The following is a 23,529-nucleotide window of genomic DNA, read 5'->3' as shown; positions in this document are numbered from 1 at the left end:
CCGTCGGGAATTGCGTCGGAACAGAGCCCCGCGGTCTGCGCCTGCAGGCCAACTCGGCGGGCGGCGGCACCGCCCGGCCGGAAACCGGTATGAATTAAGCCAGATCGATGTCGAGAATGGCCATCGAGAAATTATAGTCGCCATCGTCCTCGTCCTTGAAGACGATGCCGAGGAACTCGTCGCCGACATAGACTTCGGCCGAGTCTTCCTTGCGCGGACGCGCCTTCACCTGCAGCTTGGGGTTCTGGAAGACGCGCTTGAAATAGGCGTCCAGCTTTCTGATCTCGTCAGGCTTCAAAAGTCTTCTCCGAAATGTCGGCCTCGTTCGATGGAACGCGCTTCTGACACGCCAACGATGGCCATGTAAAGGCAAGCCGGGACAATTGCATAGGACAAAAGCCGCCGAACCTGGCGGCCGGATTTCGGCGGTTTCCGCGGATGGCGGAGGTCAGATGTCGAAGCTGACCACGTGGTCCATGCTCTGCGACGGCAGAAGCTGGTCCATCTGCCGCGAAGGCTGGTCGCAGCCTGTCTCGCCGACGACGCGCGCGGGCACCCCGGCGACCGTCTTGTTGTGCGGCACAGGCGACAGCACCACCGAGCCGGCCGCGATCTTGGAGCAATGGCCGATCTCGATATTGCCGAGGATCTTGGCGCCGGCGCCGATCAGCACGCCGCGGCGGATCTTCGGGTGGCGGTCGCCATTGGCCTTGCCGGTGCCGCCCAAAGTCACGCCATGGAGGATCGAGACATCATCCTCGATAACGGCCGTCTGGCCGACGACCAGGCCCGTGGCATGGTCGAGGAAGATGCCCTTGCCGATGCGGGCGGCCGGATTGATGTCGGTCTGGAACACCGAGGACGAGCGGCTCTGCAGGTAGAGCGCGAAGTCCCTGCGGCCCTGGTTCCACAGCCAATGCGCCAGCCGGTGCGTCTGGATGGCGTGAAAACCCTTGAAATAGAGAACCGGCATGATGAAGCGGTCGCAGGCCGGGTCGCGGTCGTAATAGGCCTGGATGTCGACGCGAACCGTCGAGCTCCACTCCGGATCGTCGTCCAGCATCGCCTTGAAGGTCTGGCGGATGAGATCGGAACCGATATCCTGATGCGCCAGGCGCTCGGCCAGCCGGTGGATCACAGCCTCTTCCAGGCTCTCCTGGTTGAGGATGGTCGAATAGAGGAAGGCCGCGAGCAGCGGATCGCGGTTCACCGCCTCCATCGCCTCGTCGCGGATCGACCGCCAGATCGGGTCGACCGGCTGCACCATGCTGGGGCGGGCAATCGTAACGCTGTTCATCGACGCTCTCCGGCCTTGCTCATTCTCCGGCGGCACATATAGGCCAGATCGTAGCACGGTTGAACTCAATTTTCCTTAGTGCTTTGTCAAATGGACCTGGTTCACCCAAATTCAAGCGACGATGGAAAACGAACCCTTGATCGACGACGCGCTGAAAAGCGAGCTTGCAGCGCTCTACCAGGCAGCGGATCGCCAGTATCACGGCTTGGCCCATATCGAAGCGATGCTGGCGCTGGCAAGCGAATACCGGCACCTTCTCGATGATCCGCAGGCCGTCGAGGCGGCGATCTGGTTCCACGACGCCATCTATGACAGCCGCGCCAAGGACAATGAGGCAAAAAGCGCCGAGCTGGCCGAGAGAAGGCTCGCCGGGCGCGTCGTTCCCCATCGCCTCGCCCGCATCGCGGCAATGATAAATGCCACCGCCACGCACCAGTTGCCGCCTTTCCGCGACGACGGCGCGCTCAGCGATGCGGCCCTTCTGCTCGACATGGATCTGGCGATCCTCGGCGCCGAACCGGCGGTCTTCGATGCTTACGAGAAGGCGGTCCGGCTGGAATATGGCTGGGTCGAGGAGCCGATGTGGCGCGCCGGCCGCTCGGCCGTCCTGCAGAATTTCCTCGCCCGGTCGCATATTTTCTACACGCAAGCGTTCCGCGACAGGTTCGAGGCACAGGCCATAAAGAACCTGAGCCGATCGCTGCAGGCTCTGCAAAATCCGGCCTGATCGATCAAGGACGGACTGCCGGATCGCGCGTCGTCCCGGATTTCGTCGCCTGCGCCGGGTCGAAGAGCGCCTCGAGAAAGGCTTGGACCAGCAAACTCTGGGCATCGGCCTTGCGGTAGGCGACGCGGTGGACGGAGCTGAATGCGTAGGCTCTCGGCCGGATCGCCCGCATTTCGCCCTTTGCCACCCATGGATCCGCGAAATGGCAAGGCAGGAAGCCGATGAAGTTGCCCGAAAGGATCAGCATCAGTTGTGCCTCCATATGGACGACGGACGCGCTCGCGCGCGGATGGCCGACGAGATAGAGGTCGTCGAAATGCCGGTAGCTGCGGACCGAAAAACGGGCGGTGTCGATAGCCGCCTTGTCGATCGTCGAATCCGGCACGGCAAATAGGGGGTGGCGCCGCCCGCAGTAGAGGAGATGCGGCTCTCCGCAATAATCGCGGTAGACGACGCCCGGCGCCTTTTGCGACAGCGGTCCGATGACGACGTCCCGGCCACCGTCGGCGACCTGTTGTTCGAGCTCGGACGGCGTGCCCACCGTCAGGTCGATGAAAACATCGGAATCCGGCCCCATGAAGCGGCTCAGGGCATGTTGGATGCCGAGCTCCGCGCTGGTGAACACGCCGTCCGACGTGCCGAGCCGCAATCGCCCCGACAGGCTGCCGCTGGCCGCGCTGATGCGATGCCCGAAATCGTCAAGGTCGCGAAACAGCTTCTGCGCGGCATCGTAGGTGGCCCGGCCGACCTCGGTCAGCCGGAATTGCTTGCGCCCGCGATGGCAGAGCTGCGCGCCGATGCGCTTTTCCAGTTCGGCCAAGTGCGTGCTCAGCGTCGGCTGTGACAGATTGAGCGTGATCTGGGCGGCCGCGAAGCCGCCGCAGTCGGCCAGCGCCACGAAGACGCGAAGCAGGCGGATATCGATATTGTCCAGCCGGCGCATACTTTTCCCCCGGTCACATCGATGTTCTTCGATGTATGCTTCTAAATAAACTCATTTACATCAATGTTGAAAGCCGCGAGCCTGCGCAAAACAAACACAAAACATTGGGGAACAATCATGAAGTCATTCAGGGCCTTCGCCTTGTCCGCCGCGCTCGTGCTCGCCAGCGCGCAATCCGCCTTCAGCGCCGACCAGATTCGCATCCTGGCGCCCACATGGTTGGGATTTGCACCTGTCCACATTGCTTCCGATCTTGGCTGTTTCGCCAAGAAGGATCTCGATGTCAGCATCAAGTTCGAGGACGACCTGACGAACGTCATGGCGGCGATGGCGCGCGGCGACATCGAACTGCAGATGCGTTCGGTCGGCGAATATCAGGGCCGCCCGCGCGATGCCTCGACCCCCGGCATCATCATCGGCACGATCGATGAATCGGTTGGCGGCGACGGCGTGATCACCGACGACAACGTCAAGTCGGTGGCCGACCTCAAGGGCAAGGTGGTGGCCGCGGAGCCCAATATCCCCGCCCGCCTGCTGCTGCAGATGGAGCTGAAGCAGGCGGGCCTGTCGCTGAAAGACCTTCAGATCAAGGATATCGCCTCCGCCGACACCGGCGCGGTGTTCGTCGATCCCTCGATCGCCGCGATCGCCACCTATGAGCCGTTCATGTCGCAGGCGCTCAAGGCCTCGACCCGACCGGGCGCGCGCATGCTGATCTCATCCAAGGATCATCGCGGCATCATCATCGACGCGATCATCGTGCGCAACGATGATCTCAAGGCCAACCCGGACAAATATGCCCGTTTCCTCGGCTGCATCTATGAAGCCGTCGATTTCATCAAGGCCGAGCCGGACAAGTTCGCCGAGATGGCGTCCAAGCATTTCGGGCTGACGCCGGATGAGGTGAAGGGGATCGTCAACGGCTCGCTCTCCTACACTACGCTTTCCGAGTCGCTCGCCTATATGGGCAAGCCGGGCGAGAAAGGCACCCTGCACGGCATCTTCGACACCGTCATGCAGCTCAACCTGGAAAACGGCGCCGCCGACAACAAGCTGATCGCCGCCGATCAGATCGACAATTCGGTGATCAACAAAGTGCCTGCGAAGTAGGTCTTCCGATACGCGCCGCAGCCTCCCCCATCACCCCAGGGATAGCGATTTTGTTCAGCAATCTGTTCGTCTTCCGCGGCCGTGTTGCGCCGATGGTGGAACTTTCGGTCGGCATCGCCGCGGCTTTCCTGGTGGTGGCGGCCTGGGAGGCGGCCGCGCGCTCCGGCATCATCGCGCCGCAATTCCTGCCCTCGCCCACCCGCGTGGTCGCCGCCCTGTGGACGATGCTGACCGAACAGAACCTCGTCTGGCACGTTGCCGTGTCGACCGCTCGCGTCTGGATCGCGTTCCTGCTGGCGGCGGCGATGGCGATTCCAATCGGCATCATGATGAGCTCCTATCGCATCATCGGCGCCGTGCTGGAGCCGATGATCGACTTCATCCGCTACCTCCCGGTTCCGGCGCTGGTGCCGTTGTCGATAATCTGGTTCGGCGTCGGCGAGGAAACCAAGGTCTTCCTGTTGTGGCTGGGCACATTCTTCCAGCTCGTGCTGCTGGTGGCCGACGACATGCGGCGGGTGCCGCAGGAATTCGTAGAGGTGGCCCGCACGGTCGGCGCCAATTCGCGGCAGGTGATGACGGACGTCGCCCTGCGCTGGATGGGACCGACCCTCATCGACAACCTGCGCATCACGCTCGGCTGGTGCTGGACCTACCTGATCATCRCCGAGATCGTCGCCGCCGATTCCGGCATCGGCTACGTGATCTGGACGGCGCGCCGCTTCGTCAAGACGCCCGAGGTCATGGCCGGAGTCGTGGTCATCGGGCTGATCGGCCTCGTCACCGACCAGTTGCTTCGCCTGCTTCACCGCCGGCTGTTCCGGTATCTGTGAGGGCACGACGATGAGCGCCTATGTCCAGTTCGCCGATACGGCGAAGTCCTTCGGCCCTGTCGAAGTGGTGCGGAAAACCAACCTAGGCCTGGAGCGCAACTCGCTGGTCGTCTTTCTCGGCCCGTCGGGCTGCGGCAAGACCACGCTGATGAGGATGGTCGGCGGGCTCGACGAACCGACCTCCGGCTCCATCCTGCTTGGCGGCGAGAAGGTCGTGCGGCCCGACCGGCGACGCGGCATGGTGTTCCAGTCCTACTCGTCCTTCCCCTGGCTGACGGTTGAACGCAACATCGCCTTCGGCATGCGCTACCGCAACGACATCACGTCGGCGCAAAAGTCGGAGCGTACACGCCACTATCTGGACCTGTTCGGCCTTGCTGATTTTGCCGCTTCCTATCCGAACCGGATCTCAGGCGGCATGCGCCAGCGGGTCGCCATCGCGCGCACGCTTGCCGCCGGCTCCGACGTGCTCCTCATGGACGAGCCCTTCGGCGCCCTCGACGCGCTGACGCGCGAGCGTCTGCAGGTCGAATTGCGGCTGATCCAGATCCGCGAGGAAAAGACCGTCATCTTCGTAACCCACGACGTCGAGGAAGCGGTGTTCCTCGCCGATCGGATCATCCTGTTCTCGCGCCGGCCCGCCTCGGTCGTCGCCGATATCGACGTGGCGGCCGAGCTCGGCCCGCAGCGGCCGCTGGAAATCCGCGAAACGCAGAAGTTCTTCGAGCTGCGCAACAAGGTGCTTCATCTGATCCGCAACGAAACCGGGACAGCGGTATGAGCCTCACCTTCTCCGGCAGGGTCGTGGTGATCACGGGGGCGAGCCGAGGCATCGGGCTCGGCATAGCGCGCCGCTTCGCTCAGGCCGGCGCCACGCTGCACCTGATCGCCAACGATGCGGCCATCCATCAGCGGGCGCGTGAACTGAATGCCACCGGCGCCGAGGCCGACATTGCCGATCGCGAGGCGGTTGCGGCGGCGCTCGCCCCCCTCGCCCGCATCGACGTGCTCGTCAACAATGCCGGCCTCGAGCTGATGACGCCGGTCGATGACGCCGGCGACGACAACGAGGCTGCGTTCCGCCGCATCGTCGAGATCAATGTGATCGGAACCGCCCTGGTCACGGCGCGAGCCTTGCCGCGCATGCCGGCCGGCGGTTCGATCGTCAACACGGCCTCGATCTGGGGGCGCGTCGCCGAAGCGAGGTTCGGCGCCTATGTGGCCTCCAAGCACGCCATCATCGGCCTGACGAAAACCTGGGCCAGGGAACTCGGCCCGAAAGGCATTCGCGTCAACGCCGTTTGCCCTGGCTGGGTGCGGACCGAGTCTTCCATGCGCTCCCTCGGCCGCATGGCCGAGCATGACGGCCGCGGCGAGGCCGAGCTGCTCGACGCGATTGTCGATGGACAGGCGCTGCCCGGTCTCATGGTGCCGGATGACGTCGCCGGCACCTACCTCTTCCTGGCCTCGGAGCTTGCCGCCAACATCACCGGACAATCGCTCGGCGTCGACAGGGGAGAAGTGCCTTGGTAGCTGCACTGCATGGAAGGCGCGCGCTCGTCACCGGCGCCGCCAGCGGAATCGGGCGGGCGACGGCGCTGGCGCTGCGGGAAGCCGGCGCCACGGTCATCGGGCTGGATCTGATCGGATCCGAGCGGGACCTGCCCATCCTTGCCTGTGACCTCGCGAGGGAAGGCGATATCGTCGCTGCCGCCGCCGAAGGCGCGCGCCGGCTCGGCGGCTGCGATATACTGGTCAACAATGCCGGCATCCTTCAGGAAGCACCGCTCGGCCGGATTTCGGCTGAACACGTTGACCGCATGTTCGCGGTCAACGTCCGCGGCGCCATCCTGATGACGCGGGAAATGCTGCCTCACCTCGCCGATGGTGGCCGCATCATCAACATCGCCTCGGAACTCGCCTATCTCGGCCGCGCCGAGGCTTCGGTCTATTGCGCCACCAAGGCCGCTTTGCTCGGCCTCACCCGTTCCTGGGCGCGGGAACTCGCGCCGCGGATCCTGGTCAACGCCGTCGCGCCGGGACCGACCGACACCCCGCTGCTGGGCTTCGACGCCCTCAGCGAGAACCAGCAGGCTCAGGAGACGATGCATCCGCTGCGCCGGATCGGCAGGCCTGAGGAAATCGCGTCAGCCGTCGTCTTCCTCGCTGGTCCCGGCGCGACGTTCTTCACCGGACAATGCCTCGGCGCCAATGGCGGCGCGGCCATGCTTTGAGATGGGAAAGATCGTGATGGACAGCGTTTTCCTGGCCGAATTGCCTTGGCCCGAAGCCCAAAGGAGGATATCGGCCGGCGCGCCGATTTTCCTGCCGCTTGGCTCGACCGAGCAGCATGGCCACCATATGGCGATGAACGTCGATGTCGTGATCCCGACCGCCATTGCCGCGAGTGTGGCGTCGGAAGTGGGCGGCCTCGTMGCACCGACGATCGCCTACGGCAATCGTTCGCAGCCGAGAACCGGCGGCGGCCCGGCCTTTCCCGGCACGGTCAACATCACCGCGCACACCTTTTCGCTTCTGGTCAAGGACGTGATCTGCGACCTGCATCGTCAGAAGGTGCGGCGCATCGTGGTGCTCAACGGCCATTACGAAAACATCGGCCCGTCCATCGAGGGCATCGAACTGGCGCTCGACGCGATCGGTCGCGACCGCGCCGCGGACATGACCATCCTGCGTATCGATCATTGGGAAATGCTTCGCCCTGAAACCCTCGCCCGGGTGTTTCCCGACGGTTATCCCGGCATCGAACTGGAACATGCAAGCGTGATCGAAACCTCGATGATGCTGGCGCTGCGCCCGGAACTCGTCGATCTCGACCGGGCCTTGCATGACGGCCCGGCCCGCTTCAAGCCCTATGACCGTTATCCTCGCCCTGCCGAAGAAGTGCCGCCCTCGGGCGTGCTGTCGCTCACCGAAGGCTCCTCTGCCGAGAAGGGCCGCTGGCTGCTGAGCGACTGCAAAACGCGCATCGCCGAAATCGTCAAACGTGAATTCGCCTGAGATGACCAACACCATGCAGAACAGCTTCCACCAACCCGTCGACGCCGCGCAGGTGCCGCGCTTTGCCGGACTTTCCACCTTCATGCGGTTGCCGGCCGTGCCGACGGCGAAGGGGCTCGACATCGCGCTTGTCGGGATTCCCTGGGACGGCGGCACGACGAACCGGGCCGGCGCCCGCCATGGTCCGCGCGAAATCAGGAACCAGTCGAGCCTGATGCGCCGCGTCCACCACGTCTCGGGAACGGAGCCGTTCAGCATCGCCAACATTGCCGATGTCGGCGACCTGTCGGTCAATCCCATCAATCTGCTCGACGGGTTGAAGCGCATCGAGGACGGCATTGCGGCCATCGTCGCCGAGGGAGCGCTCCCCCTGGCCGCCGGCGGCGATCATCTGACGACGCTGCCGGTGCTGCGCGCGGTGGCCCGCAAGGCGCCGGTCGGCATGATCCACTTCGACGCCCATTCCGACACCAACGACCGCTACTTCGGCGACAATCCCTATACGCACGGAACGCCTTTCCGGCGCGCGATCGAGGAAGGCCTTCTCGACCCCAAGCGTGTGGTCCAGATCGGGATCAGAGGGTCGATCTATGAGCCAGGCGAGCACGACTGGGCGACCGCCCAAGGCGTGCGCGTCATCTATATGGAAGAGTTCGTCCGGCGCGGCGTCGCTTCCGTCATGCAGGAAGCGCGCGATCTTGTCGGCGACAGCCCGACCTACGTGACGTTCGACATCGATTGCATCGATCCGTCCATGGCCCCCGGCACCGGCACGCCGGAGCTCGGCGGCTTCACGACGCGCGAGGCGCAGGAGATGGTTCGATCGCTGGACGGATTGAATTTCGCAGGCGCCGATGTCGTCGAGGTCTCGCCTCCGTTTGATCTTGCCGGCATGACGGCGCTGGCCGGCGCGACGATGATGTTCGAGCTGTTGTGCGTCATGGCGAGATCCCTGGCCGATAGGAGAGCCCGCGCCTAGATGGCTACGGAAAGCGCGCGGCGCCTTCCGACTAGTCTGGAAAGGTCTCGATCCTCTCCGCGTAACCTCTGAAACCCGCGCGCTCGTAAACCGACCGGGCCGCCGGATGATCATAGGTGTCGGTGTGAAGCCACAGTCTTTGCGGCCGATGCGACCATGCCGCGCGCAACGCCTGATCGAGCAGGAACGGACCCAAGCGCTTGCCTTGAAAGGCCGGGACCAGCCCGAAGTGGACGAGCTCGATAGCCGCTTGGCCGACATTGTTGAACTCGCAGAAGCCTGCGGCCTCGCCATCGACGCGCAGCACATGGATATGCGTAGAAGCGCCGGCAAGCAGCGTTTCGAGGTCCGCTTCCGGCATGCGCAGGCGCTGGTCCCATTGCACCGGTCCGCCGACCGAGCGGTAGAGGTCGAGATAACTGGCAGGATCGAGCCTTTCGCGCGTCACGATCGCGTCCGGCGACGGTGACGCAAGCGGCGCGCCCTGCGGGGGCGTCAGCATCTCCATATAGGTGACGAGAAGATCGACCATTGTCAGGCCAAAGAGCGCCCCGCTCAGAGCGGGTTTTCGGYGTAGAACTCGAGCACGCGCTGCTTGAAGCTCTTGTCGCCGACGGCGAGCATGTGGTCGCGGCCCTCGATGTGGAAGGCCCTGGCGTTGGGCATCAAAGCGGCAAGCTCGTCCGGCGAGCCGCCGATATCGTCCTTCGTGCCGACGGCGATCAGCGTCGGCTGAGCGATGCGAGCCATGTCGTCCTCGCTGAGCAGCTCGCGCGACTTTGCGATGCAAGCCGCGAGCGCGCGGCGGTCGCTGCGCGTCTGGTCGGCGAAGGCGCGGAAGGAACGRCCGCGCGGATGCGTGGTCTGGGAAGGGTCTTCCGCCAGCAGGGCGGCCGCGATCGGGTCCCAGTCGCCGACGCCGTCGACCATGCCGATGCCGAGGCCGCCGAACACCAGCGTCGCGACCTTCTGAGGATCGGACAACGCCAGGAAAGCCGAAACACGCGCGCCCATCGAATAGCCCATGACATGCGCGCGCTCGATGCCGAGATGATCGAGCAGCGCGGCCGCGTCGGATGCCATCTTTTGCGGCGTGTAATCGGCCTCGTCATAGCTCTTGGACGACGAGCCGTGGCCGCGGTGGTCGAAAGCGATCGCCCGGTAGCCGGCGTCGTTCAGCGTCTTGAACCAGCCCGGCGAGACCCAGTTGACATAGTGGCTGGAGGCAAAGCCATGGATCATCAGCACCGGGTCGCCCTGCCCCGAGGCCGGCTGGCGATCGAGATAGGCGAGCTCGAAACCGTCATGCGAAAGGAATTGCATCAAACCGCTTTCAGTTGGAACCGGCGCTGATGGCCGGATGGCGCAAGAGATCGCCTTCCTTGATGCCGTCCCTGGCGGCCGTGCCTGCCTTCAGTTCAAGCACGAAGCGTACCGGCTGTCCGGGCGAGATGATCGCTTCGGATTCGGGCTCGCCGCGCTTGATGGCCTTGATCCTGCCGTCCGGGCCGACAAAGATGAGGTCGAGCGCCATCGGCGTGTTCTTCATCCAGAAATCCACCTCGCCGGTTCTTTCGAAGACGAACAACATGCCGTGATCGTCGGCCATCGTCCGGCGAAACATCAGTCCCGCCTCCCGCTCGGCGGAGGTGTCGGCGATCTCGATGGAGAAGGAACGCTCGCCCGAGCCGGTCGCCACCACCAGCGGCGCCCGGTCGATGGGCAGCAGCATCGCATCCGCCGAACTCGGTCTCGCGGCGATGAAACAGGCGGCGAAAACGATCGCGGCGCAGAGCGCGCCCGCGGTCAGCCAATTGCGATGAGCCATGGGGTACCTCGTCCAGACCCTCGTCCTAGACCATGATCCGGAGAAGTGGAACCGGCTTTCGGACAATATGCTCGATCCGCGGCGCGGGGACTGTCGACGGCGTCGAGAGGCCCTTAGTGCGAGACCGACAAGGTACCCATATCGGGGTGGATTTCGGCGGCCATAAGGCCTTTGTCGCCGCGTCCGAAGCGGACGAGCACGACCTGGCCCGGCCGGAGCTCGGTTATACCGTAGCGCCGCAGCGTCTCCATGTGGACGAAGATGTCTTCCGTTCCCTCGCCCCGCGTCAGGAAGCCGAAACCCTTGGTGCGGTTGAACCACTTGACCAGGGCCCGCTCGAGACCGCTCTCCGGGCTGACGGTAACGTGGGTGCGCTGTTCCTGCTCCGCCGGGTGCACGGCCGTCGAGGCATCCATGGAAAGGACCCGGAAAGCCTGCAGCCCGCGCTCGCCTTGTTTCACAAGGCAGACGACCCGCGCGCCCTCGAGCGCCGTCTGGAAGCCGTCCTTTCGAAGACAAGTCACATGGAGGAGGATATCACCCGAGACACCGTCGTCCGGAAGAATGAAGCCGTAGCCCTTGGCCACGTCGAACCATTTGATAGCGCCGGCGATTTCGACAAGCTCGGCGGGGTCGCCGCCATTGTCCCGTCTCAAGGCGTCGTCAAGGCTTCCGTCCCGCCTCGTAAAAGAGGCCTTTTCCCCCATAAGAATGCCCCCTTTTTCCAACCAAACCGCAACTGATTCTTGCCAAGAGATTAACACTGCGGCTTCCGGGGTGTGCAAGGGCTGACGTGCCTTTTTTCACCGTTCAGCACCGGAAAGGCTGAAATGTTGTTTGCCGGCGCTTGCCGAACACGAATCGCGAGGCCGAAAATCGATCGCTCCGCCGCTATTGTCGGACGATTGCCCTTTCGCCGAACGGCTCCTATGGTGCCTGGCAACCCCAACAATCCCGAGGAAGCCGCCATGCGCTATCTGCACACAATGGTCCGCGTCGCCGATATCGACCAGTCTCTCGATTTCTACTGCAACAAGCTCGGCCTGAAGGAGGTGCGCCGTTACGAAAACGAGCAGGGCCGCTACACGCTGATCTTCCTCGCCGCGCCCGAAGACGAGCAGAGCGGCATCAATGAGAAGGCGCCGCTGGTCGAGCTGACCTACAATTGGGACCCGGAGGATTATAAGGGCGGCCGCAATTTCGGCCACCTCGCCTATGAGGTCGACGACATCTATGCCACCTGCCAGAAGCTGATGGACAATGGCGTGACCATCAATCGTCCGCCGCGCGACGGCAACATGGCCTTCATCCGCTCGCCGGACGGCATCTCGATCGAGCTGCTGCAGAAGGGCCCCGCCAAGGCGAAGGCCGAGCCGTGGGCCTCGATGGCGAACACCGGCGTCTGGTAAACCGGCGATCGACGCCGATTTGACCGGCGGCCGCTAGCGTTTGGCCAGGCTGTGCCTATCTATCTGCCATTGGCGCCAGCCTTATCGGGGCTGGCGTTTCTTCATCCGCCAGGAGAATCTCATGCCGACCAGCCGCGCCGATGTCGCCACCGAACATGCCAGCCGCTATCTGCAGCAGCTCTGCAAACACTGGTCGCACAAATTCCCGGTCGAGTTCGACCTGTGGCATGGCGCCATCCAGCTTTCGATCGGCCGCACCGTGATGGACGCCGACGATCATGCGCTGCATATCGCCTTGGCCGCCGACGATACGGCTTCGCTGGAGCGGCTGGAGAGCGTGGTCGCCGACCACATCAAGCGCTTCGCCTTCCGCGAGGAATTGAGCTTCGACTGGCAAAAGGCTGCTTAGCTCTACGGCTTCAGGCGCCGCCGGCCTTGCCGGCCATTTCCAGCAGCGCCAGCACGCTGCGCCAGTTGCGCGCCGTGCCCGGCACCTTCAAGGTACGTGGAATGAGGTTGGCGAACACAGATTTGCCGAGCCCGTCCGGCGCATGCAGGTAAAGCACGTCGCCCTTGATCTCGAAGCGCTCGGGTCCGGTGCATTTGTCGGCGAGCCGCTTGATTTCCTCTGCCGTCGGCTCGCGCTCCAGCGCATAAGCGTGCAGCTTGGTCGGCTCGCCGGCGACCTCGGGATAGGGATTGTCCTTCGCCAGCCGCTCGAGCCAGCCGGCGTCGCGCACCAGGATGCGCGAATTGAACCCCCACTTCTTCTCGAAGGCTGTCTCGAGTTCCTTGGTCAGCGCCGCCGCGTCCCCGTTCTTCGCCCGGAACACGACATTGCCGCTCTGCACATAGGTCGCGACACCGCTGAAGCCGAGACCTTCGAAGAAGGCCTTGAGTTCCGCCATTTTGACGATGCGGTTGCCGCCGACATTGATGCCGGAAAACAGCGCCACGAAAACCGTGCTTTGTTTTGCGCTCATATGATGAATCCCGCCAGCGTCTCGTTGTCGGTGATGTCCTGATATTGCACGCCCTCGGCGTCGAAATTGGCCTTCAGCAGGTCGAAATTGCGCCGGTCCTTGGTCTCGATGCCGATCAGCACCGAACCGAAATTGCGCGCTGACTTCTTCAGGTACTCGAAGCGGGCGATGTCGTCGTCGGGACCGAGCATTTCAAGGAAATCGCGCAGCGCGCCCGGCCGCTGCGGAAAGCGGATGATGAAGTATTTCTTCAGCCCCTCGAAGCGCAGCGCCCGCTCCTTCACGTCCGGCAGCCGCTCGAAGTCGAAATTGCCGCCGGAGACAACGGCGACGATCGTCTTGCCCCTGATCTCCTTGCGCGAAAAATCCTTGAGCGCGTCGATCGCCAGCGCTCCGGCCGGCTCCAGCACGACGCCCTCGACATTGAGCATCTCGATCATGGTGGCGCAGAGCCGGTTCTCCGGCACCAGGCGCACGGCGTCCGCGGTGAACTCCTTGAGATGGCGCAGCGGCTCGCGGCCGATCTCGGCCACCGCGGCTCCATCGACGAAATTATCGACCTTGGCGAGCTTGACCCGCTTGCCGTTGGCAAGGCTCTCGGCGAGGCTCGGCGCGCCCGCCGGCTCGCAGAACACGAAACGCGGCTCGCGATGCTGGTCGGCGAAATAATGCGTCACCCCGGCGGCAAGGCCGCCGCCGCCAACCGGCAGCATGACGATGTCGGGCACGCGCCCGCCCGGCATCTGCGCCGCGATCTCACAGGCAACCGTCGCCTGGCCCTCGATGATGTCCCTGTGGTCGAAAGGCGGCACCATATGCGCGCCGGCGCTCTCGGTGAATTCGAAGGCGGCGCGGTAGCAATCGTCGAAGAAGTCGCCGACCAGCCTGATCTCGACGAAATCGCCACCGAACAGCCGCGTCTTGTCGATCTTCTGCTGCGGCGTCGTCACCGGCATGAACACGACGCCCCTTTTGCCGAAATGCCGGCAGACGAAGGCGAAGCCCTGTGCATGGTTGCCGGCAGAGGCGCAGACGAACAGCTCGGCATTGTTGCCTGCGGCGAGCGCCTTGCGGAAGAAATTGAAGGCGCCCCTGATCTTGTAGGAACGCACCGGTGTCAGGTCCTCGCGCTTCAAAAGCACGCGGGCACCGGTCTTCTTCGACAGATAATCGTTCTCCTGCAGCGGCGTTTCCGGAAAGATTCCGCGGATCGCTTCAGCGGCAGCGGCGACGCGAGAAGAGAAGCTGTTCACAGAAGTCCCTCATTTGATCTCGGCGGCACACGCCAGGACAGCCATCGACCGGGCCGGTAAACCTTCCTGCCGCCGTTTTGGCTTTCGCGCAACACTCCGATGGTCCTCGCCCGGCGCTGAGCCAATTTCCGCTGGACACGACTTACTTTAGCCGCACTTCGGCTGTCCGGGAGATTTTCGCGGAGGTGGACGGCCAATTGTGGCCGCGGTGGAATTGCAGTGAAAGTGTCGACGTGCGGTTGAAGACAATTCTGATCATTGCCCTTGCCCTGCTGACGGCAGGCTGCGCGGGCCACCCGGCGCAGGAAATACTGGGCAGCGTCGTCGTGCCGACGCAGGCGACCGAGATCGCCGGCAACCATTCGATCTTCATCGCCACCACGCGCAAGCGGTCCGACGACCCGAACAAGGTCTTCGACGGCGAACGCTCCGCGACGCTCAACTACGCCCGCGTCAACGTCACGGTTCCGCCGGTTCACCAGACGGGCCAGATCGAGCGCCGCTCGCGCGGCAAGTCGAACGACCCGACGAAGTATTTCATGGCCTCCGAAGTCGTCGGCTATGACACGCAGCCGAAATTCGTCAACGCCCTCAACGCCGACATCGACGCCCGCGGCGGCCGCGTGATGGTCTTCGTCCATGGCTACAACACCGGCTTCGACGATGCGGTCTACCGGCTGACCCAGATCGTCCACGATTCCGGTTATCCGGGCACGCCGGTTCTGTTCTCCTGGGCGTCCGGCGCCAAGACCACCGACTATGTCTACGACAAGGAAAGCGCCGCAGCGGCCCGCGACCAGTTGGAAGTGACGCTGAGGATGCTGGCGCAGACCGGCGCCCGGCGTATCGACATCGTTGCCCATTCGATGGGCACCTGGGTGACGATGGAGACGCTGCGCCAGCTCGCCATCACCGGCGACCGCGATCTCAGCGGCAAGCTCGGCGACGTGGTGCTCGCCTCGCCAGACATCGATGTCGACGTCTTCAAGAGCCAGATGCGCCGCTACGGCAAGCCGGACAAGCCCTTCATCCTGCTTCTGTCGGACGACGACCGGGCGCTGCGGCTCTCCGGCCTGATCGCCGGATCGCGGCCGCGCGTCGGCGACTATAGGGATGCCGCCGACCTCGCCTCCTACGGCGTCACGGTGGTCGACCTCTCCAAGATCAAGGGCGCCGACAGCTTCAATCATACCAAATTCGCCGACAACCCGATGATGGTGCAGATGATCGGACAGCGGCTGCGCGAGGACGACGGCTTTGCCAGCGATCGCGATGTGACGGACCGCATCCGCCAACTGGCCGCGCAGTAACCCTATCGGTGCGGGTTTCCGCGTCGCATGGACTTTGAACTGGACCCGGCAGCCCTCTGGCTTTATCGGAGTAATAGAGAGTTTGCCGCCCTTGGGGGACCCCGGGTGACTGTGCATGTGAAGATCGTTGTCGGCCTTGCCTTCGCGCTCGCCCTCGCCGGCTGTGCCGGTCCCACGCACGATCTGCTCAACCGCAAGGCGGTTGCGGCGCCGGCCTCCGACATTGCCGCCAGGCATGAGATCTTCGTCGCCACCACCCGCCAGCAGGCGACCAAGGATCCCCGCCAGGTGTTCGACGGCGACCGTTCGCTGACCACCAGCTATGCCCGCGTGGACGTCACCGTGCCGAAGATCCATCAGGTCGGCGCGATCGAGCGCGCCAAGGGCTCGGCCGACTCCAACCCGGCCAAGCAGTTCACCGCCACCGATGTCGTCCACTATGGCGACGCGCGGCAATTCGCCAAGGCGGTTGGCGCCGACGTTTCCATGCGCGGCGACCGCGCTTTGGTGTTCGTGCACGGCTTCAACAATGGTTTTGACGACGGCGTCTACCGCATCACGCAGATCGCGCACGACACCAAATATCCCGGAACGCCGGTGCTGTTCTCATGGGCATCGAGCGCCAAGGCGACCGGCTACATCTACGACAAGGACAGCTCGACCGCCGCACGAGACGACCTCGAGGCGACGCTCAGGATGCTCGCCAAGACGCGCGTCAAGAGCATCGACATCATCGCCCATTCCATGGGCACCTGGCTCACGATGGAAGCTTTGCGTCAGCTCGCCATCACCGGCGACCGCGATCTCGGCGGCAAGCTCGGCTATGTCATCCTCGCCTCGCCCGACATCGACGTCGATGTCTTCAAGAAGCAGATGATCCGCTACGGCAAGCCCGACAAGCCCTTCGCCATCCTGCTTTCGGGCGACGACCGCGCGCTGAAGCTGTCGAGCTTCATTTCCGGCGACAAGCCGCGCGTCGGCGATTACGGCAACGCCGCCGATCTGGCCAATTACGGCGTGACGGTCGTCGACCTGACCCAGGCCAAGGGCGGCGACGGCGGCCTGAACCATGCCAAATTCGCCGACAACCCTTTCCTGGTGCAATTGCTGGGCAACCGGCTGCGCACCCCAGCAGGCCTTGCCTCGGATGAGCCCGACCCGACGCAGCTCAACAATATCGGCCAGGGCCTGGGAAAGGCGGTCGGTTCAGTTGCGGAGGTCGTCATCACCACGCCGTTCAAGGTGCTGACCATCGCGACCGGCGGATGATCTGCCCTAGATAAAAAGGTCGACCTTCTGGAACGTCGTCACGTCGACCAGGCCGACATCCGAAATCCTGAGCTCCGGAATGACCACCAGCGCCAGCAGCGAATGCTGCATATAGGCGTTGTTGAGCGAGCAGCCGACCTTGCGCATGGCCTCGGTCAATTGCTCGGCCTTCGCGGCGACGATCTCGGCGCGTTCGTCGGACATCAGGCCGGCGATCGGCATCTCGACCAACGCCAGTTCCTTGCCCTTGGAATAAAGCACGACGCCGCCGCCCACCTCGCTCAGCCGGTTGACGGCTAGAGCCATGTCTTTCTTGTTGGTGCCAACGACGATGATGTGGTGCGCGTCATGCGCCACGCTTGACGCCATCGCGCAGTCCTCCACGTAACCAAATCCGGAAACGAAGGCGTTAGTGACGCCGCCCGTGCCGCGATGGCGCTCGACCAGCGCGATCTGGCAGATGTCGTTGCGGYGATCCATGGCGACCAACCCGTCCTCGACGGCGAGATCGGCCTCGAGAGCCCGCGTCGGCGCCTGGTTCTCGATCACGCCGATAACCCGCGCCCGCACCTCGTTGGCGCCCTGCGGCGCAAAAATGTCGAAGTCTTTCGCCGCGAGCGCCTTGCCGAGCCTGACGGTGTTCTTCGCGGATTGCGGATAGTCATAGGCAGGAATGTCGATCTCGAGCTTGCCGGCCTTCGCCAGCCGGACGCCGCGGCCATAGACTTCGTCTATCGTCATCTGGGCAAGGTCGGAAACGATCAGGAGATCGGCCAGGCGTCCCGGCGCGATGGAACCGATCTCGCGCTCCAGTCTGAAATGCTGGGCGGTGTTGAGCGTCGCCATCTGGATCGCCGTCACCGGCTTCAGCCCCTGGCTGATGGCATGCCGCACCACGCGGTCCATATGGCCTTCATGCACGAGCGTGCCGGAATGGCTGTCATCGGTGCACAGGATGAAGTTGCGCGGGTCGATGCCGCCTTCAGTCACTGCCTTGATCTGCGCCGCCACGTCGTACCAGGCCGACCCGAGCCGCAGCATCGCCTTCATGCCTTGGCGCACCCGTGCGATCGCGTCCTCCGCGCGCGTGCCTTCATGGTCGTCCTCCGCCCCGCCCGCGACATAGCCGTGGAACGGCAGACCAAGATCGGGCGACGCATAATGCCCACCCACCGTCTTGCCGGCCCTGACCGTCTCGGCGATTTCGCCCGACATCACCGGATCGTTGGCGGCGACGCCAGGGAAATTCATCACCTCGCCCAGCCCGATGATGTTTTCCCAGGTCATCGCCTCGGCCACGTCGGCGACCGTCAATTCGGCGCCGGCGTGCTCCAGCCCCGGCGCCGAAGGCACGCAGGACGGCATCTGCACATGCACGTTGATCGGCATCGCGACGGCCTCGTCATGCATCAGGCGAACGCCCGGCAATCCAAGCACATTGGCGATCTCGTGCGGATCGATGAACATCGACGTCGTGCCGTGCGGGATCACGGCTCGGCAGAATTCCGTCACCGTCACCATGCCGCTCTCGACATGCATGTGCGCGTCGCAAAGGCCGGGCACCAGATAGCGTCCGCCGGCGTCGACCACTTTGGTTCCCTGCCCGATGGCGTGGCCGGCATTCGGCCCGCAATAGGCGAAGCGGCCGGCGGCGATCGCGATATCGGTGCGTGGGATGATCTCGCCCGAATGGACATTCACCCAGCGCCCATTGCGGATGACCAGATCCGCGGGCTTTCGGCCCATCGCGACATCGACCAGATGTGTCGCCGCCTCCGTCCACGGCTTCGGCTTTGCGGCGCTTGTCGGCTTGGCGTTCGTCATTGGCTGAGTCCTCTGCATGGGCCAGTTTCGCAAATGTCGGCGCCCGGAGCCAGAGCGTCAGGTCGTAAACCACTGTTGCAGAGATACAATTCCGTTTGGCGATGAATGAGGCTAGTTTACGCTCAGGAGTTTTTCGGAACCGCCATTTCGGAGCGCTCGATGCGTCGACTGACGCTTGCCAGTGCCGGCTTTCTTGCCCTGTCCGGGTCTGCCTGGGCGGCGGACTTGGGCGCTGATCTGCCGATGACCGCGCCCGGCTTCGACTGGACCGGCTATTATGCCGGCATGCAGGCCGGCTATGGCTGGAGCCGGTCCGACATCACCGTCGATGGCGGGTCGGTGAAGCCCGACATCGACGGCGGTTTCGTCGGCGGCCATGTCGCCGGGCTCTGGCAGTTCGACCAGGCCGTGCTCGGCGCCGAGGCCGATCTCAACTACGCCTCGATCGACGGCACCGCCGACGCCGCGCCGGGAAACACGTTCGGCACCGACGTCAAGTGGTTCGGGTCGATCAATGCCAAGGCAGGCTATGCCATGGATCGCGTGCTGATCTATGGCATCGGCGGCGTCGCTTTCGCCGGCATCGAGACCTCGCAGGCGGCGGGCACCACCTTTGCCCGAACCCGCACCAGCACCGGCTGGACGCTCGGCGCCGGCGTCGACTATGCCTTGACCAACAATGTCGTCGTCGGCGCGCAATACCGCTACTACGATTTCGGCAAGGAGCATTTCGACGCTTCGGACACCTTCACCGAGCGCGACCAGGACGTGAAGCTGCAGACGCTAGGCGTGAATTTCAGCTACAAATTCTGAGGCTTGCGGCGCCGCAGCGATGCGGAAAACATCTCCCGCATCGTCTTCCGAAAATTCAGGTGGCCGGCGCCCGCAGGGGGCGGGGGAATGGGTAGGGGCCTATGGACGCCGGCCTCGGCGGATCGACCGCACCGCAAAACCTAGCATTCCTTTAGCAGATCGTAATTCCGCGATCGCGCCATTTTCCAATCGCCCGCTCGCGCTGGGCCCGGACAATGGCGGATATGCCGAGGATTGCGACCGGCCGGTCAGGATCGGTCCGAAGCCCTCTTTCCTTCAGRCATGGCGGCGAGGCACTCCTCCAGACGCCGCAGCCGCGCTTTTTGCCAGCGCAGCGTGTGCGCGACCTCATGCAGGTTCCATTTGGCCTTCGAGTTGGCGGCCTCGATCAGCCCTCGTTCGAGCCGATCGATCTCGCAGCGCAGCTGCCGCGCCTCCGCCTCCCTGAGTCCCCTGATCCAGCCTGCCCCACGCATGGTCCCACCATCAATGCCGGCCCGATGCTCGCAGACAAAGGCTAATGAGATCGGTTTGGAGAACTTGGCATTTTAAACATCACTAATGTTAAATCTATGCAACAGCCGCCCGCGCAAACTGCGGACGACCCTAAACATCGCTTGACGGCTCATATCAGGCATCTGAAAAGGGCACGCCTGCGGACGTGGCGGAATTGGTAGACGCAAGGGACTTAAAATCCCTCGATCTATGATCGTACGGGTTCGATTCCCGTCGTCCGCACCACCATTCGCTCTTTGACGACTCCTTCGAAGCCTAGGCGAAGGAGGAGCTTCGGGTAGCAGGCCACCAACACCGAAGCACGTAGCCGAAGACAGGCTCAAGCCTTGATCAGGTTGAGCTTCAGGTGCTGGATCAGGATGATGGTCTTGGCATCGACGATGCGGCCGTCGGCGATACCGGCCAGCGCCTCGTCCAACGGCATTTCCAGAACCTCGATGTCCTCGCCCTCTTCCGGCGCGCCGCCGCCGTCGGAAATGCGATCGGCCGGCGAATAACGCGCGGTGAAGAACCAGAGCCGCTCCGTCACGCTGCCCGGGCTCATGAACGGCGCGAACAGCCGCTCGACATCCTTCAGATGATAGCCCAGTTCCTCTTCCGCCTCCTTGCGGATGGCGGTTTCGGGATCGTTTTCGTCGAGCAAGCCGGCGCAGGCCTCGATCAGCGGCTGGCGATGGCCCACGGCGTAAGCCGGGAAACGGAACTGCCGTACGAGCAGCACGGTCGAGCGCTGCGGATCGAAGGGCAGGATCACCGCGCCGTCGCCGCGATCGTAGGTCTGTCGGATCTGCGTCTCCCATCGCCCGTCGCGGCGACGATAGTCGAGCACCGTCTTCTTCAGCACCGCCCAGTCGTCCGAAAGGATTTCCTCCGAACGGATGCGAATGCGATCTTCCATGACGATCTCCATGTTGGCCGCAAAGGGGTAGCGGCGAACGATAACCCGCGCAATCCTGGAAACCGACTGGTCCAGCGGCAGTTTCACCGGCTCGTGTCTGGCGCGACGCGCCGCGACTGCCTAGATAGCGGTATCTCGCCAGGAGCCCGTTTCATGACGTCATCGCTTTTCCAGCCGATCACCCTCGGCGGCCTCACCTTCCCCAATCGTATCGCGGTTGCCCCCATGTGCCAGTATTCGGCCGAGGACGGCTCGGCCAGCGACTGGCATCTCCATCACTGGATGAACCTGGCAATGTCGGGCGCCGGCATGGTTACCGTCGAAATGACCGATGTCGAGCGGCGCGGACGCATCTCGCATGGCTGCCTCGGCCTCTATTCAGACGACAACGAGGCGGCCGCCAAGCGCACGCTCGACGCCGCCAGGCGTGTCGCCGCGCCTAACACGAAGTTCGGCGTCCAGTTGGCCCATGCCGGCCGCAAGGCCTCCAACCGCAAACCCTGGGAAGGCGGCGGTCCACTGCAGCCTGGAGAAGACCCGTGGCAGACGGTTTCCGCCTCGGCCATTGCCTATGACACCGGCTGGAATGTGCCGCACGCGTTGGAGGAGGATGAGATCCTGGGTCTCATCGGGCGTTTTGCACAGTCGGCCGTGCGCGCCGAACGTGCCGGCTTCGACTTTGCCGAGCTGCATGCCGCGCATGGCTATCTGATCTTCCAGTTCCTGTCGCCGCTCTCCAACCGGCGGACTGACCGCTGGGGCGGGTCGCTGGAAAACCGCATGCGCTTCGCGGTCGAAATCGCCAGGGCGGTGAGGAAGGCCGCTCCATCCATGATGCTGGGCGCGCGCCTTTCGGTGAAGGAGTGGGTCGACGGCGGTTTCGACGTCGAGGACGCGATCGAGGTGGCCAAGGCGCTGAAGGCCGAGGGCATCGCCTATATTTGTTGCTCCAGTGGCGGCAATTCGCCCCTGCAGCAGGTGCCGCCCGGGCCCGGCTACCAGGTGCATCTGGCGGAAGCCGTGCGCAAGGGCGCCGGCATTCCGACGCGCGCCGTGGGGCTGATCGACGATCCGAGCCAGGCCGAGGCGATCGTCGCCGACGGTCGTGCCGACATGGTGGCGCTGGCGCGCGCATTCCTGGCCGACCCGCGCTGGGGCTGGCGCGCGGCGGCTGCCTTCGGCGAGGAAATCCATCCCGCGCCGCAACTGGCACGTTCGGTGACGACGATGCAGCATTGGATGAAGGCCGCCGGCTAGAGCAATTCCAGGAAAAGTGTGACACGGTTTTCCGTCCGGAATTGCGTCAAAACAAAGCCGGGGGGACGAGGGTCCTGAGACGTTTGGGCGCAGGATCCTCGCCACAACTGCAACCAATTTGGCCGTTTTACGTTGGCGGCCATGATAGACAACAAGCCCTTTGAAAAGCCGGTGGTGGTCGAGCTCGGCCATGTCGGCAAATATCGCCAAATCCGAAGCACCCGCGAGGCCGCCGAGTGCCTGATGACCGTTTGGCCGCTCAATCGCGGCGAGCGCCATCGTGATGCTCTCGACACTTGCCTCAAAGCGTTGGAAGGTTATCGTTCGACAGCGGACGCACGTCGCGCCCTCGTCGAGGCGGCCAGGGAATCGGACGTGCTGGTTCCTGAAGACAGGCTGCCCGACGCAAAGCTGCACTGAGCAATTCCATGAAAAGTGTGAGCGGTTTTCCGTCCGGAATTGCGTATAACAAGGAGACGGGGCGTTTCACCGTTTCCGTGAAACGGTGAAACGCACTAGCGGGTTTCTTAACCGGAGGATTCCATGGCGAAGCTGACTTACAAGATCGTCGAGCATGATGGCGGCTGGGCCTACAAGGTCGGCTCGACATTCTCAGAAACTTTCCGCACGCACCAGGAAGCGCTGCGCGCCGCCGAAATCGCCTCGGCCGAGCAGCAGGTCGCCGGTACCACGGACGGCATCCAGTATGAGGATTCCGAAGGCAAGTGGCACGACGAACTGGCCGACGGCCGCGATCGCCCGCAGACCGAAGTATCCGACTAGCATTCCAGGAAGTGTGAGCGGTCGGGCTTCCGCCCGGAATCGGGTTCCACCGTTCACGGAAACGGTGAAACGCTCTGGCCTAGGAGGCGGCGTCTCCGGGACCGGCAAAGCCCAAGGCTTCATACCGGCCGCCGGCGACTATGCGGTCCTATTTGCCGCAGTAATGGTCGTTGACGTTCTGCTGCGAGTTGGCATCCGGACCAGGCGTGGTGTCCGCGCACGGGCCAAGGGTGCCGGTATTGCCGTAGGTGGTCAGCCCAGAGCCACCATTGATGCTGCCTGTGGTATAAGGGTCTACCTGCTCGCTCGCCGTGGGACGATTGTCGCGGTGCCACCACCACCAGTCATCGGATGACTGCGCCATCGCCGCGCTCCCCATGGCCAGCACCAGCGCCGAGGCTGCGATAAGTCTTGTAAGCATCGGATTTCTCCATTCTCTTGATCGCAAAAAATACGTGGGGCCGAAGCCCCACAGCGAT

The 23,529-nt window shown here is 63.8% G+C and carries 29 protein-coding genes and 1 tRNA gene; 17 read left to right on the top strand and 13 right to left on the bottom strand.

Annotation, left to right across the window (positions count from 1 at the left end):
* Nucleotides 1–94 precede the first annotated feature (94 nt).
* Nucleotides 95–298: a DUF3126 family protein gene (locus tag LCM4577_RS14850; protein ID WP_027166457.1), complete on the bottom strand. Its 204-nt coding sequence runs from the start codon at nucleotides 296–298 to the stop codon at nucleotides 95–97.
* A 150-nt stretch (nucleotides 299–448) separates the two neighbouring features.
* On the bottom strand, nucleotides 449–1,297 hold the full coding sequence (gene cysE, locus LCM4577_RS14845; RefSeq protein WP_041007130.1) for a serine O-acetyltransferase: 849 nt from the start codon (nucleotides 1,295–1,297) through the stop codon (nucleotides 449–451).
* Nucleotides 1,298–1,418: 121 nt separating this feature from the next.
* Here cysE and LCM4577_RS14840 point away from each other — a divergent pair, with 121 nt between their 5' ends.
* A complete protein-coding gene (locus tag LCM4577_RS14840) occupies nucleotides 1,419–2,024 on the top strand; it encodes a hypothetical protein (RefSeq protein WP_071034868.1) in 606 nt (201 codons plus the stop codon).
* A gap of 4 nt (nucleotides 2,025–2,028) precedes the next feature.
* On the opposite strand, the gene LCM4577_RS14835 is transcribed toward LCM4577_RS14840, so the two are convergent.
* A complete protein-coding gene (locus LCM4577_RS14835) occupies nucleotides 2,029–2,967 on the bottom strand; it encodes a LysR family transcriptional regulator (protein WP_071071953.1) in 939 nt (312 codons plus the stop codon).
* Nucleotides 2,968–3,084: 117 nt separating this feature from the next.
* Between LCM4577_RS14835 and LCM4577_RS14830 the strand changes: the two genes are divergently transcribed.
* Genes LCM4577_RS14830 through speB form a run of 7 tightly spaced genes read left to right on the top strand, consistent with a single transcriptional unit; the run spans nucleotide 3,085 to nucleotide 8,907 of the window.
* Nucleotides 3,085–4,077 carry an ABC transporter substrate-binding protein gene (locus tag LCM4577_RS14830; RefSeq protein WP_071071951.1) on the top strand — a complete coding sequence of 331 codons (993 nt, stop codon included), beginning with the start codon at nucleotides 3,085–3,087 and terminating at the stop codon, nucleotides 4,075–4,077.
* 50 nt (nucleotides 4,078–4,127) lie between these two features.
* The gene (locus LCM4577_RS14825; protein WP_244508330.1) at nucleotides 4,128–4,910 is read left to right on the top strand and encodes an ABC transporter permease; all 783 of its coding nucleotides are present in this window, start codon (nucleotides 4,128–4,130) and stop codon (nucleotides 4,908–4,910) included.
* Between the two features lie 10 nt (nucleotides 4,911–4,920).
* Nucleotides 4,921–5,691 (top strand): ABC transporter ATP-binding protein, encoded by a 771-nt coding sequence (locus LCM4577_RS14820; protein ID WP_040981383.1) that lies wholly within the window; start codon nucleotides 4,921–4,923, stop codon nucleotides 5,689–5,691.
* Nucleotides 5,688–6,443 (top strand): SDR family NAD(P)-dependent oxidoreductase, encoded by a 756-nt coding sequence (locus LCM4577_RS14815; protein WP_071034873.1) that lies wholly within the window; start codon nucleotides 5,688–5,690, stop codon nucleotides 6,441–6,443. Before LCM4577_RS14820 ends, LCM4577_RS14815 begins: the two co-directional genes overlap by 4 nt.
* Nucleotides 6,437–7,144, top strand: a complete 708-nt coding sequence (locus LCM4577_RS14810; RefSeq protein WP_071071947.1) for an SDR family NAD(P)-dependent oxidoreductase — start codon at nucleotides 6,437–6,439, stop codon at nucleotides 7,142–7,144. Before LCM4577_RS14815 ends, LCM4577_RS14810 begins: the two co-directional genes overlap by 7 nt.
* Nucleotides 7,145–7,160: 16 nt before the next feature.
* Complete coding sequence (locus LCM4577_RS14805) at nucleotides 7,161–7,928, top strand: creatininase (RefSeq protein WP_244508329.1); 768 nt, start codon at nucleotides 7,161–7,163, stop codon at nucleotides 7,926–7,928.
* 13 nt (nucleotides 7,929–7,941) lie between these two features.
* On the top strand, nucleotides 7,942–8,907 hold the full coding sequence (gene speB, locus LCM4577_RS14800; protein WP_071072020.1) for an agmatinase: 966 nt from the start codon (nucleotides 7,942–7,944) through the stop codon (nucleotides 8,905–8,907).
* Between the two features lie 31 nt (nucleotides 8,908–8,938).
* On the opposite strand, the gene LCM4577_RS14795 is transcribed toward speB, so the two are convergent.
* From LCM4577_RS14795 to LCM4577_RS14780, 4 genes are all read right to left on the bottom strand, one after another.
* Nucleotides 8,939–9,439, bottom strand: coding sequence for a GNAT family N-acetyltransferase (locus tag LCM4577_RS14795; RefSeq protein WP_071071945.1), 501 nt, complete (start codon nucleotides 9,437–9,439; stop codon nucleotides 8,939–8,941).
* A 23-nt stretch (nucleotides 9,440–9,462) separates the two neighbouring features.
* Nucleotides 9,463–10,230 carry an alpha/beta fold hydrolase gene (locus LCM4577_RS14790; RefSeq protein WP_071071943.1) on the bottom strand — a complete coding sequence of 256 codons (768 nt, stop codon included), beginning with the start codon at nucleotides 10,228–10,230 and terminating at the stop codon, nucleotides 9,463–9,465.
* A gap of 10 nt (nucleotides 10,231–10,240) precedes the next feature.
* On the bottom strand, nucleotides 10,241–10,735 hold the full coding sequence (locus LCM4577_RS14785; protein WP_071071941.1) for a DUF192 domain-containing protein: 495 nt from the start codon (nucleotides 10,733–10,735) through the stop codon (nucleotides 10,241–10,243).
* A gap of 113 nt (nucleotides 10,736–10,848) precedes the next feature.
* Nucleotides 10,849–11,442, bottom strand: a complete 594-nt coding sequence (locus tag LCM4577_RS14780; RefSeq protein WP_041007146.1) for a cold-shock protein — start codon at nucleotides 11,440–11,442, stop codon at nucleotides 10,849–10,851.
* Nucleotides 11,443–11,703: 261 nt separating this feature from the next.
* Between LCM4577_RS14780 and gloA the strand changes: the two genes are divergently transcribed.
* Both gloA and LCM4577_RS14770 read left to right on the top strand, forming a co-directional pair.
* A complete protein-coding gene (gene gloA, locus LCM4577_RS14775) occupies nucleotides 11,704–12,144 on the top strand; it encodes a lactoylglutathione lyase (protein WP_040982345.1) in 441 nt (146 codons plus the stop codon).
* A 121-nt stretch (nucleotides 12,145–12,265) separates the two neighbouring features.
* Entirely contained in the window at nucleotides 12,266–12,553 is a 288-nt protein-coding gene (locus LCM4577_RS14770; protein WP_071034918.1) for a DUF2218 domain-containing protein, read from the top strand.
* Between the two features lie 10 nt (nucleotides 12,554–12,563).
* On the opposite strand, the gene LCM4577_RS14765 is transcribed toward LCM4577_RS14770, so the two are convergent.
* Both LCM4577_RS14765 and ilvA read right to left on the bottom strand, forming a co-directional pair.
* Nucleotides 12,564–13,127, bottom strand: a complete 564-nt coding sequence (locus LCM4577_RS14765; protein WP_071071939.1) for a DUF1697 domain-containing protein — start codon at nucleotides 13,125–13,127, stop codon at nucleotides 12,564–12,566.
* Complete coding sequence (gene ilvA / locus LCM4577_RS14760; RefSeq protein WP_071034881.1) at nucleotides 13,124–14,380, bottom strand: threonine ammonia-lyase IlvA; 1,257 nt, start codon at nucleotides 14,378–14,380, stop codon at nucleotides 13,124–13,126. Before ilvA ends, LCM4577_RS14765 begins: the two co-directional genes overlap by 4 nt.
* A 233-nt stretch (nucleotides 14,381–14,613) precedes the next feature.
* On the opposite strand from ilvA, the gene LCM4577_RS14755 reads away from it, so the two are divergent.
* Together LCM4577_RS14755 and LCM4577_RS14750 are read left to right on the top strand one after the other, a co-directional pair.
* Nucleotides 14,614–15,690 carry an alpha/beta hydrolase gene (locus LCM4577_RS14755; RefSeq protein WP_040981399.1) on the top strand — a complete coding sequence of 359 codons (1,077 nt, stop codon included), beginning with the start codon at nucleotides 14,614–14,616 and terminating at the stop codon, nucleotides 15,688–15,690.
* 105 nt (nucleotides 15,691–15,795) lie between these two features.
* Nucleotides 15,796–16,959, top strand: coding sequence for an alpha/beta hydrolase (locus LCM4577_RS14750; protein WP_040981401.1), 1,164 nt, complete (start codon nucleotides 15,796–15,798; stop codon nucleotides 16,957–16,959).
* A 6-nt stretch (nucleotides 16,960–16,965) separates the two neighbouring features.
* Here LCM4577_RS14750 and ade read toward each other — a convergent pair whose 3' ends face one another.
* Nucleotides 16,966–18,783, bottom strand: coding sequence for an adenine deaminase (gene ade, locus LCM4577_RS14745; RefSeq protein ID WP_071071937.1), 1,818 nt, complete (start codon nucleotides 18,781–18,783; stop codon nucleotides 16,966–16,968).
* 159 nt (nucleotides 18,784–18,942) lie between these two features.
* Between ade and LCM4577_RS14740 the strand changes: the two genes are divergently transcribed.
* Nucleotides 18,943–19,596, top strand: a complete 654-nt coding sequence (locus LCM4577_RS14740; protein ID WP_071034885.1) for an outer membrane protein — start codon at nucleotides 18,943–18,945, stop codon at nucleotides 19,594–19,596.
* Between the two features lie 248 nt (nucleotides 19,597–19,844).
* Here LCM4577_RS14740 and LCM4577_RS14735 read toward each other — a convergent pair whose 3' ends face one another.
* Nucleotides 19,845–20,072: a hypothetical protein gene (locus tag LCM4577_RS14735; protein WP_071071935.1), complete on the bottom strand. Its 228-nt coding sequence runs from the start codon at nucleotides 20,070–20,072 to the stop codon at nucleotides 19,845–19,847.
* 179 nt (nucleotides 20,073–20,251) lie between these two features.
* Here LCM4577_RS14735 and LCM4577_RS14730 point away from each other — a divergent pair.
* Nucleotides 20,252–20,337, top strand: a tRNA-Leu gene (locus LCM4577_RS14730).
* A 94-nt stretch (nucleotides 20,338–20,431) separates the two neighbouring features.
* Here the strand turns inward: LCM4577_RS14730 and LCM4577_RS14725 are convergent.
* On the bottom strand, nucleotides 20,432–21,010 hold the full coding sequence (locus LCM4577_RS14725; RefSeq protein ID WP_071034919.1) for an NUDIX domain-containing protein: 579 nt from the start codon (nucleotides 21,008–21,010) through the stop codon (nucleotides 20,432–20,434).
* A 153-nt stretch (nucleotides 21,011–21,163) separates the two neighbouring features.
* Between LCM4577_RS14725 and LCM4577_RS14720 the strand changes: the two genes are divergently transcribed.
* From LCM4577_RS14720 to LCM4577_RS14710, 3 genes are all read left to right on the top strand, one after another.
* A complete protein-coding gene (locus tag LCM4577_RS14720; protein ID WP_071071933.1) occupies nucleotides 21,164–22,267 on the top strand; it encodes an NADH:flavin oxidoreductase/NADH oxidase in 1,104 nt (367 codons plus the stop codon).
* 141 nt (nucleotides 22,268–22,408) lie between these two features.
* Nucleotides 22,409–22,687, top strand: coding sequence for a DUF982 domain-containing protein (locus LCM4577_RS14715; protein WP_040981408.1), 279 nt, complete (start codon nucleotides 22,409–22,411; stop codon nucleotides 22,685–22,687).
* A 123-nt stretch (nucleotides 22,688–22,810) separates the two neighbouring features.
* Nucleotides 22,811–23,050, top strand: coding sequence for a DUF2188 domain-containing protein (locus LCM4577_RS14710; protein WP_040981411.1), 240 nt, complete (start codon nucleotides 22,811–22,813; stop codon nucleotides 23,048–23,050).
* Nucleotides 23,051–23,198: 148 nt separating this feature from the next.
* Here LCM4577_RS14710 and LCM4577_RS14705 read toward each other — a convergent pair whose 3' ends face one another.
* Nucleotides 23,199–23,471 (bottom strand): hypothetical protein, encoded by a 273-nt coding sequence (locus LCM4577_RS14705; protein ID WP_040981413.1) that lies wholly within the window; start codon nucleotides 23,469–23,471, stop codon nucleotides 23,199–23,201.
* Nucleotides 23,472–23,529 lie beyond the last annotated feature (58 nt).

Source organism: Mesorhizobium sp. LCM 4577 (assembly GCF_001854795.2).
GTDB classification, from domain to species: domain Bacteria; phylum Pseudomonadota; class Alphaproteobacteria; order Rhizobiales; family Rhizobiaceae; genus Mesorhizobium; species Mesorhizobium plurifarium.
This window is presented reverse-complemented; position numbering and strand designations above follow the sequence as displayed.

What these genes read in the sequence shown, in the direction of transcription:
- cysE (WP_041007130.1), bottom strand. Translation starts at nt 1,297, where the DNA reads ATGAACAGCGTTACGATTGCCCGCCCCAGCATGGTGCAGCCGGTCGAC.
- LCM4577_RS14840 (WP_071034868.1), top strand. Translation starts at nt 1,419, where the DNA reads ATGGAAAACGAACCCTTGATCGACGACGCGCTGAAAAGCGAGCTTGCA.
- LCM4577_RS14835 (WP_071071953.1), bottom strand. Translation starts at nt 2,967, where the DNA reads ATGCGCCGGCTGGACAATATCGATATCCGCCTGCTTCGCGTCTTCGTG.
- LCM4577_RS14830 (WP_071071951.1), top strand. Translation starts at nt 3,085, where the DNA reads ATGAAGTCATTCAGGGCCTTCGCCTTGTCCGCCGCGCTCGTGCTCGCC.
- LCM4577_RS14820 (WP_040981383.1), top strand. Translation starts at nt 4,921, where the DNA reads ATGAGCGCCTATGTCCAGTTCGCCGATACGGCGAAGTCCTTCGGCCCT.
- LCM4577_RS14815 (WP_071034873.1), top strand. Translation starts at nt 5,688, where the DNA reads ATGAGCCTCACCTTCTCCGGCAGGGTCGTGGTGATCACGGGGGCGAGC.
- speB (WP_071072020.1), top strand. Translation starts at nt 7,942, where the DNA reads ATGCAGAACAGCTTCCACCAACCCGTCGACGCCGCGCAGGTGCCGCGC.
- LCM4577_RS14795 (WP_071071945.1), bottom strand. Translation starts at nt 9,439, where the DNA reads ATGGTCGATCTTCTCGTCACCTATATGGAGATGCTGACGCCCCCGCAG.
- LCM4577_RS14785 (WP_071071941.1), bottom strand. Translation starts at nt 10,735, where the DNA reads ATGGCTCATCGCAATTGGCTGACCGCGGGCGCGCTCTGCGCCGCGATC.
- LCM4577_RS14780 (WP_041007146.1), bottom strand. Translation starts at nt 11,442, where the DNA reads ATGGGGGAAAAGGCCTCTTTTACGAGGCGGGACGGAAGCCTTGACGAC.
- gloA (WP_040982345.1), top strand. Translation starts at nt 11,704, where the DNA reads ATGCGCTATCTGCACACAATGGTCCGCGTCGCCGATATCGACCAGTCT.
- LCM4577_RS14770 (WP_071034918.1), top strand. Translation starts at nt 12,266, where the DNA reads ATGCCGACCAGCCGCGCCGATGTCGCCACCGAACATGCCAGCCGCTAT.
- LCM4577_RS14765 (WP_071071939.1), bottom strand. Translation starts at nt 13,127, where the DNA reads ATGAGCGCAAAACAAAGCACGGTTTTCGTGGCGCTGTTTTCCGGCATC.
- LCM4577_RS14740 (WP_071034885.1), top strand. Translation starts at nt 18,943, where the DNA reads ATGCGTCGACTGACGCTTGCCAGTGCCGGCTTTCTTGCCCTGTCCGGG.
- LCM4577_RS14725 (WP_071034919.1), bottom strand. Translation starts at nt 21,010, where the DNA reads ATGGAAGATCGCATTCGCATCCGTTCGGAGGAAATCCTTTCGGACGAC.
- LCM4577_RS14720 (WP_071071933.1), top strand. Translation starts at nt 21,164, where the DNA reads ATGACGTCATCGCTTTTCCAGCCGATCACCCTCGGCGGCCTCACCTTC.
- LCM4577_RS14715 (WP_040981408.1), top strand. Translation starts at nt 22,409, where the DNA reads ATGATAGACAACAAGCCCTTTGAAAAGCCGGTGGTGGTCGAGCTCGGC.
- LCM4577_RS14710 (WP_040981411.1), top strand. Translation starts at nt 22,811, where the DNA reads ATGGCGAAGCTGACTTACAAGATCGTCGAGCATGATGGCGGCTGGGCC.
- LCM4577_RS14705 (WP_040981413.1), bottom strand. Translation starts at nt 23,471, where the DNA reads ATGCTTACAAGACTTATCGCAGCCTCGGCGCTGGTGCTGGCCATGGGG.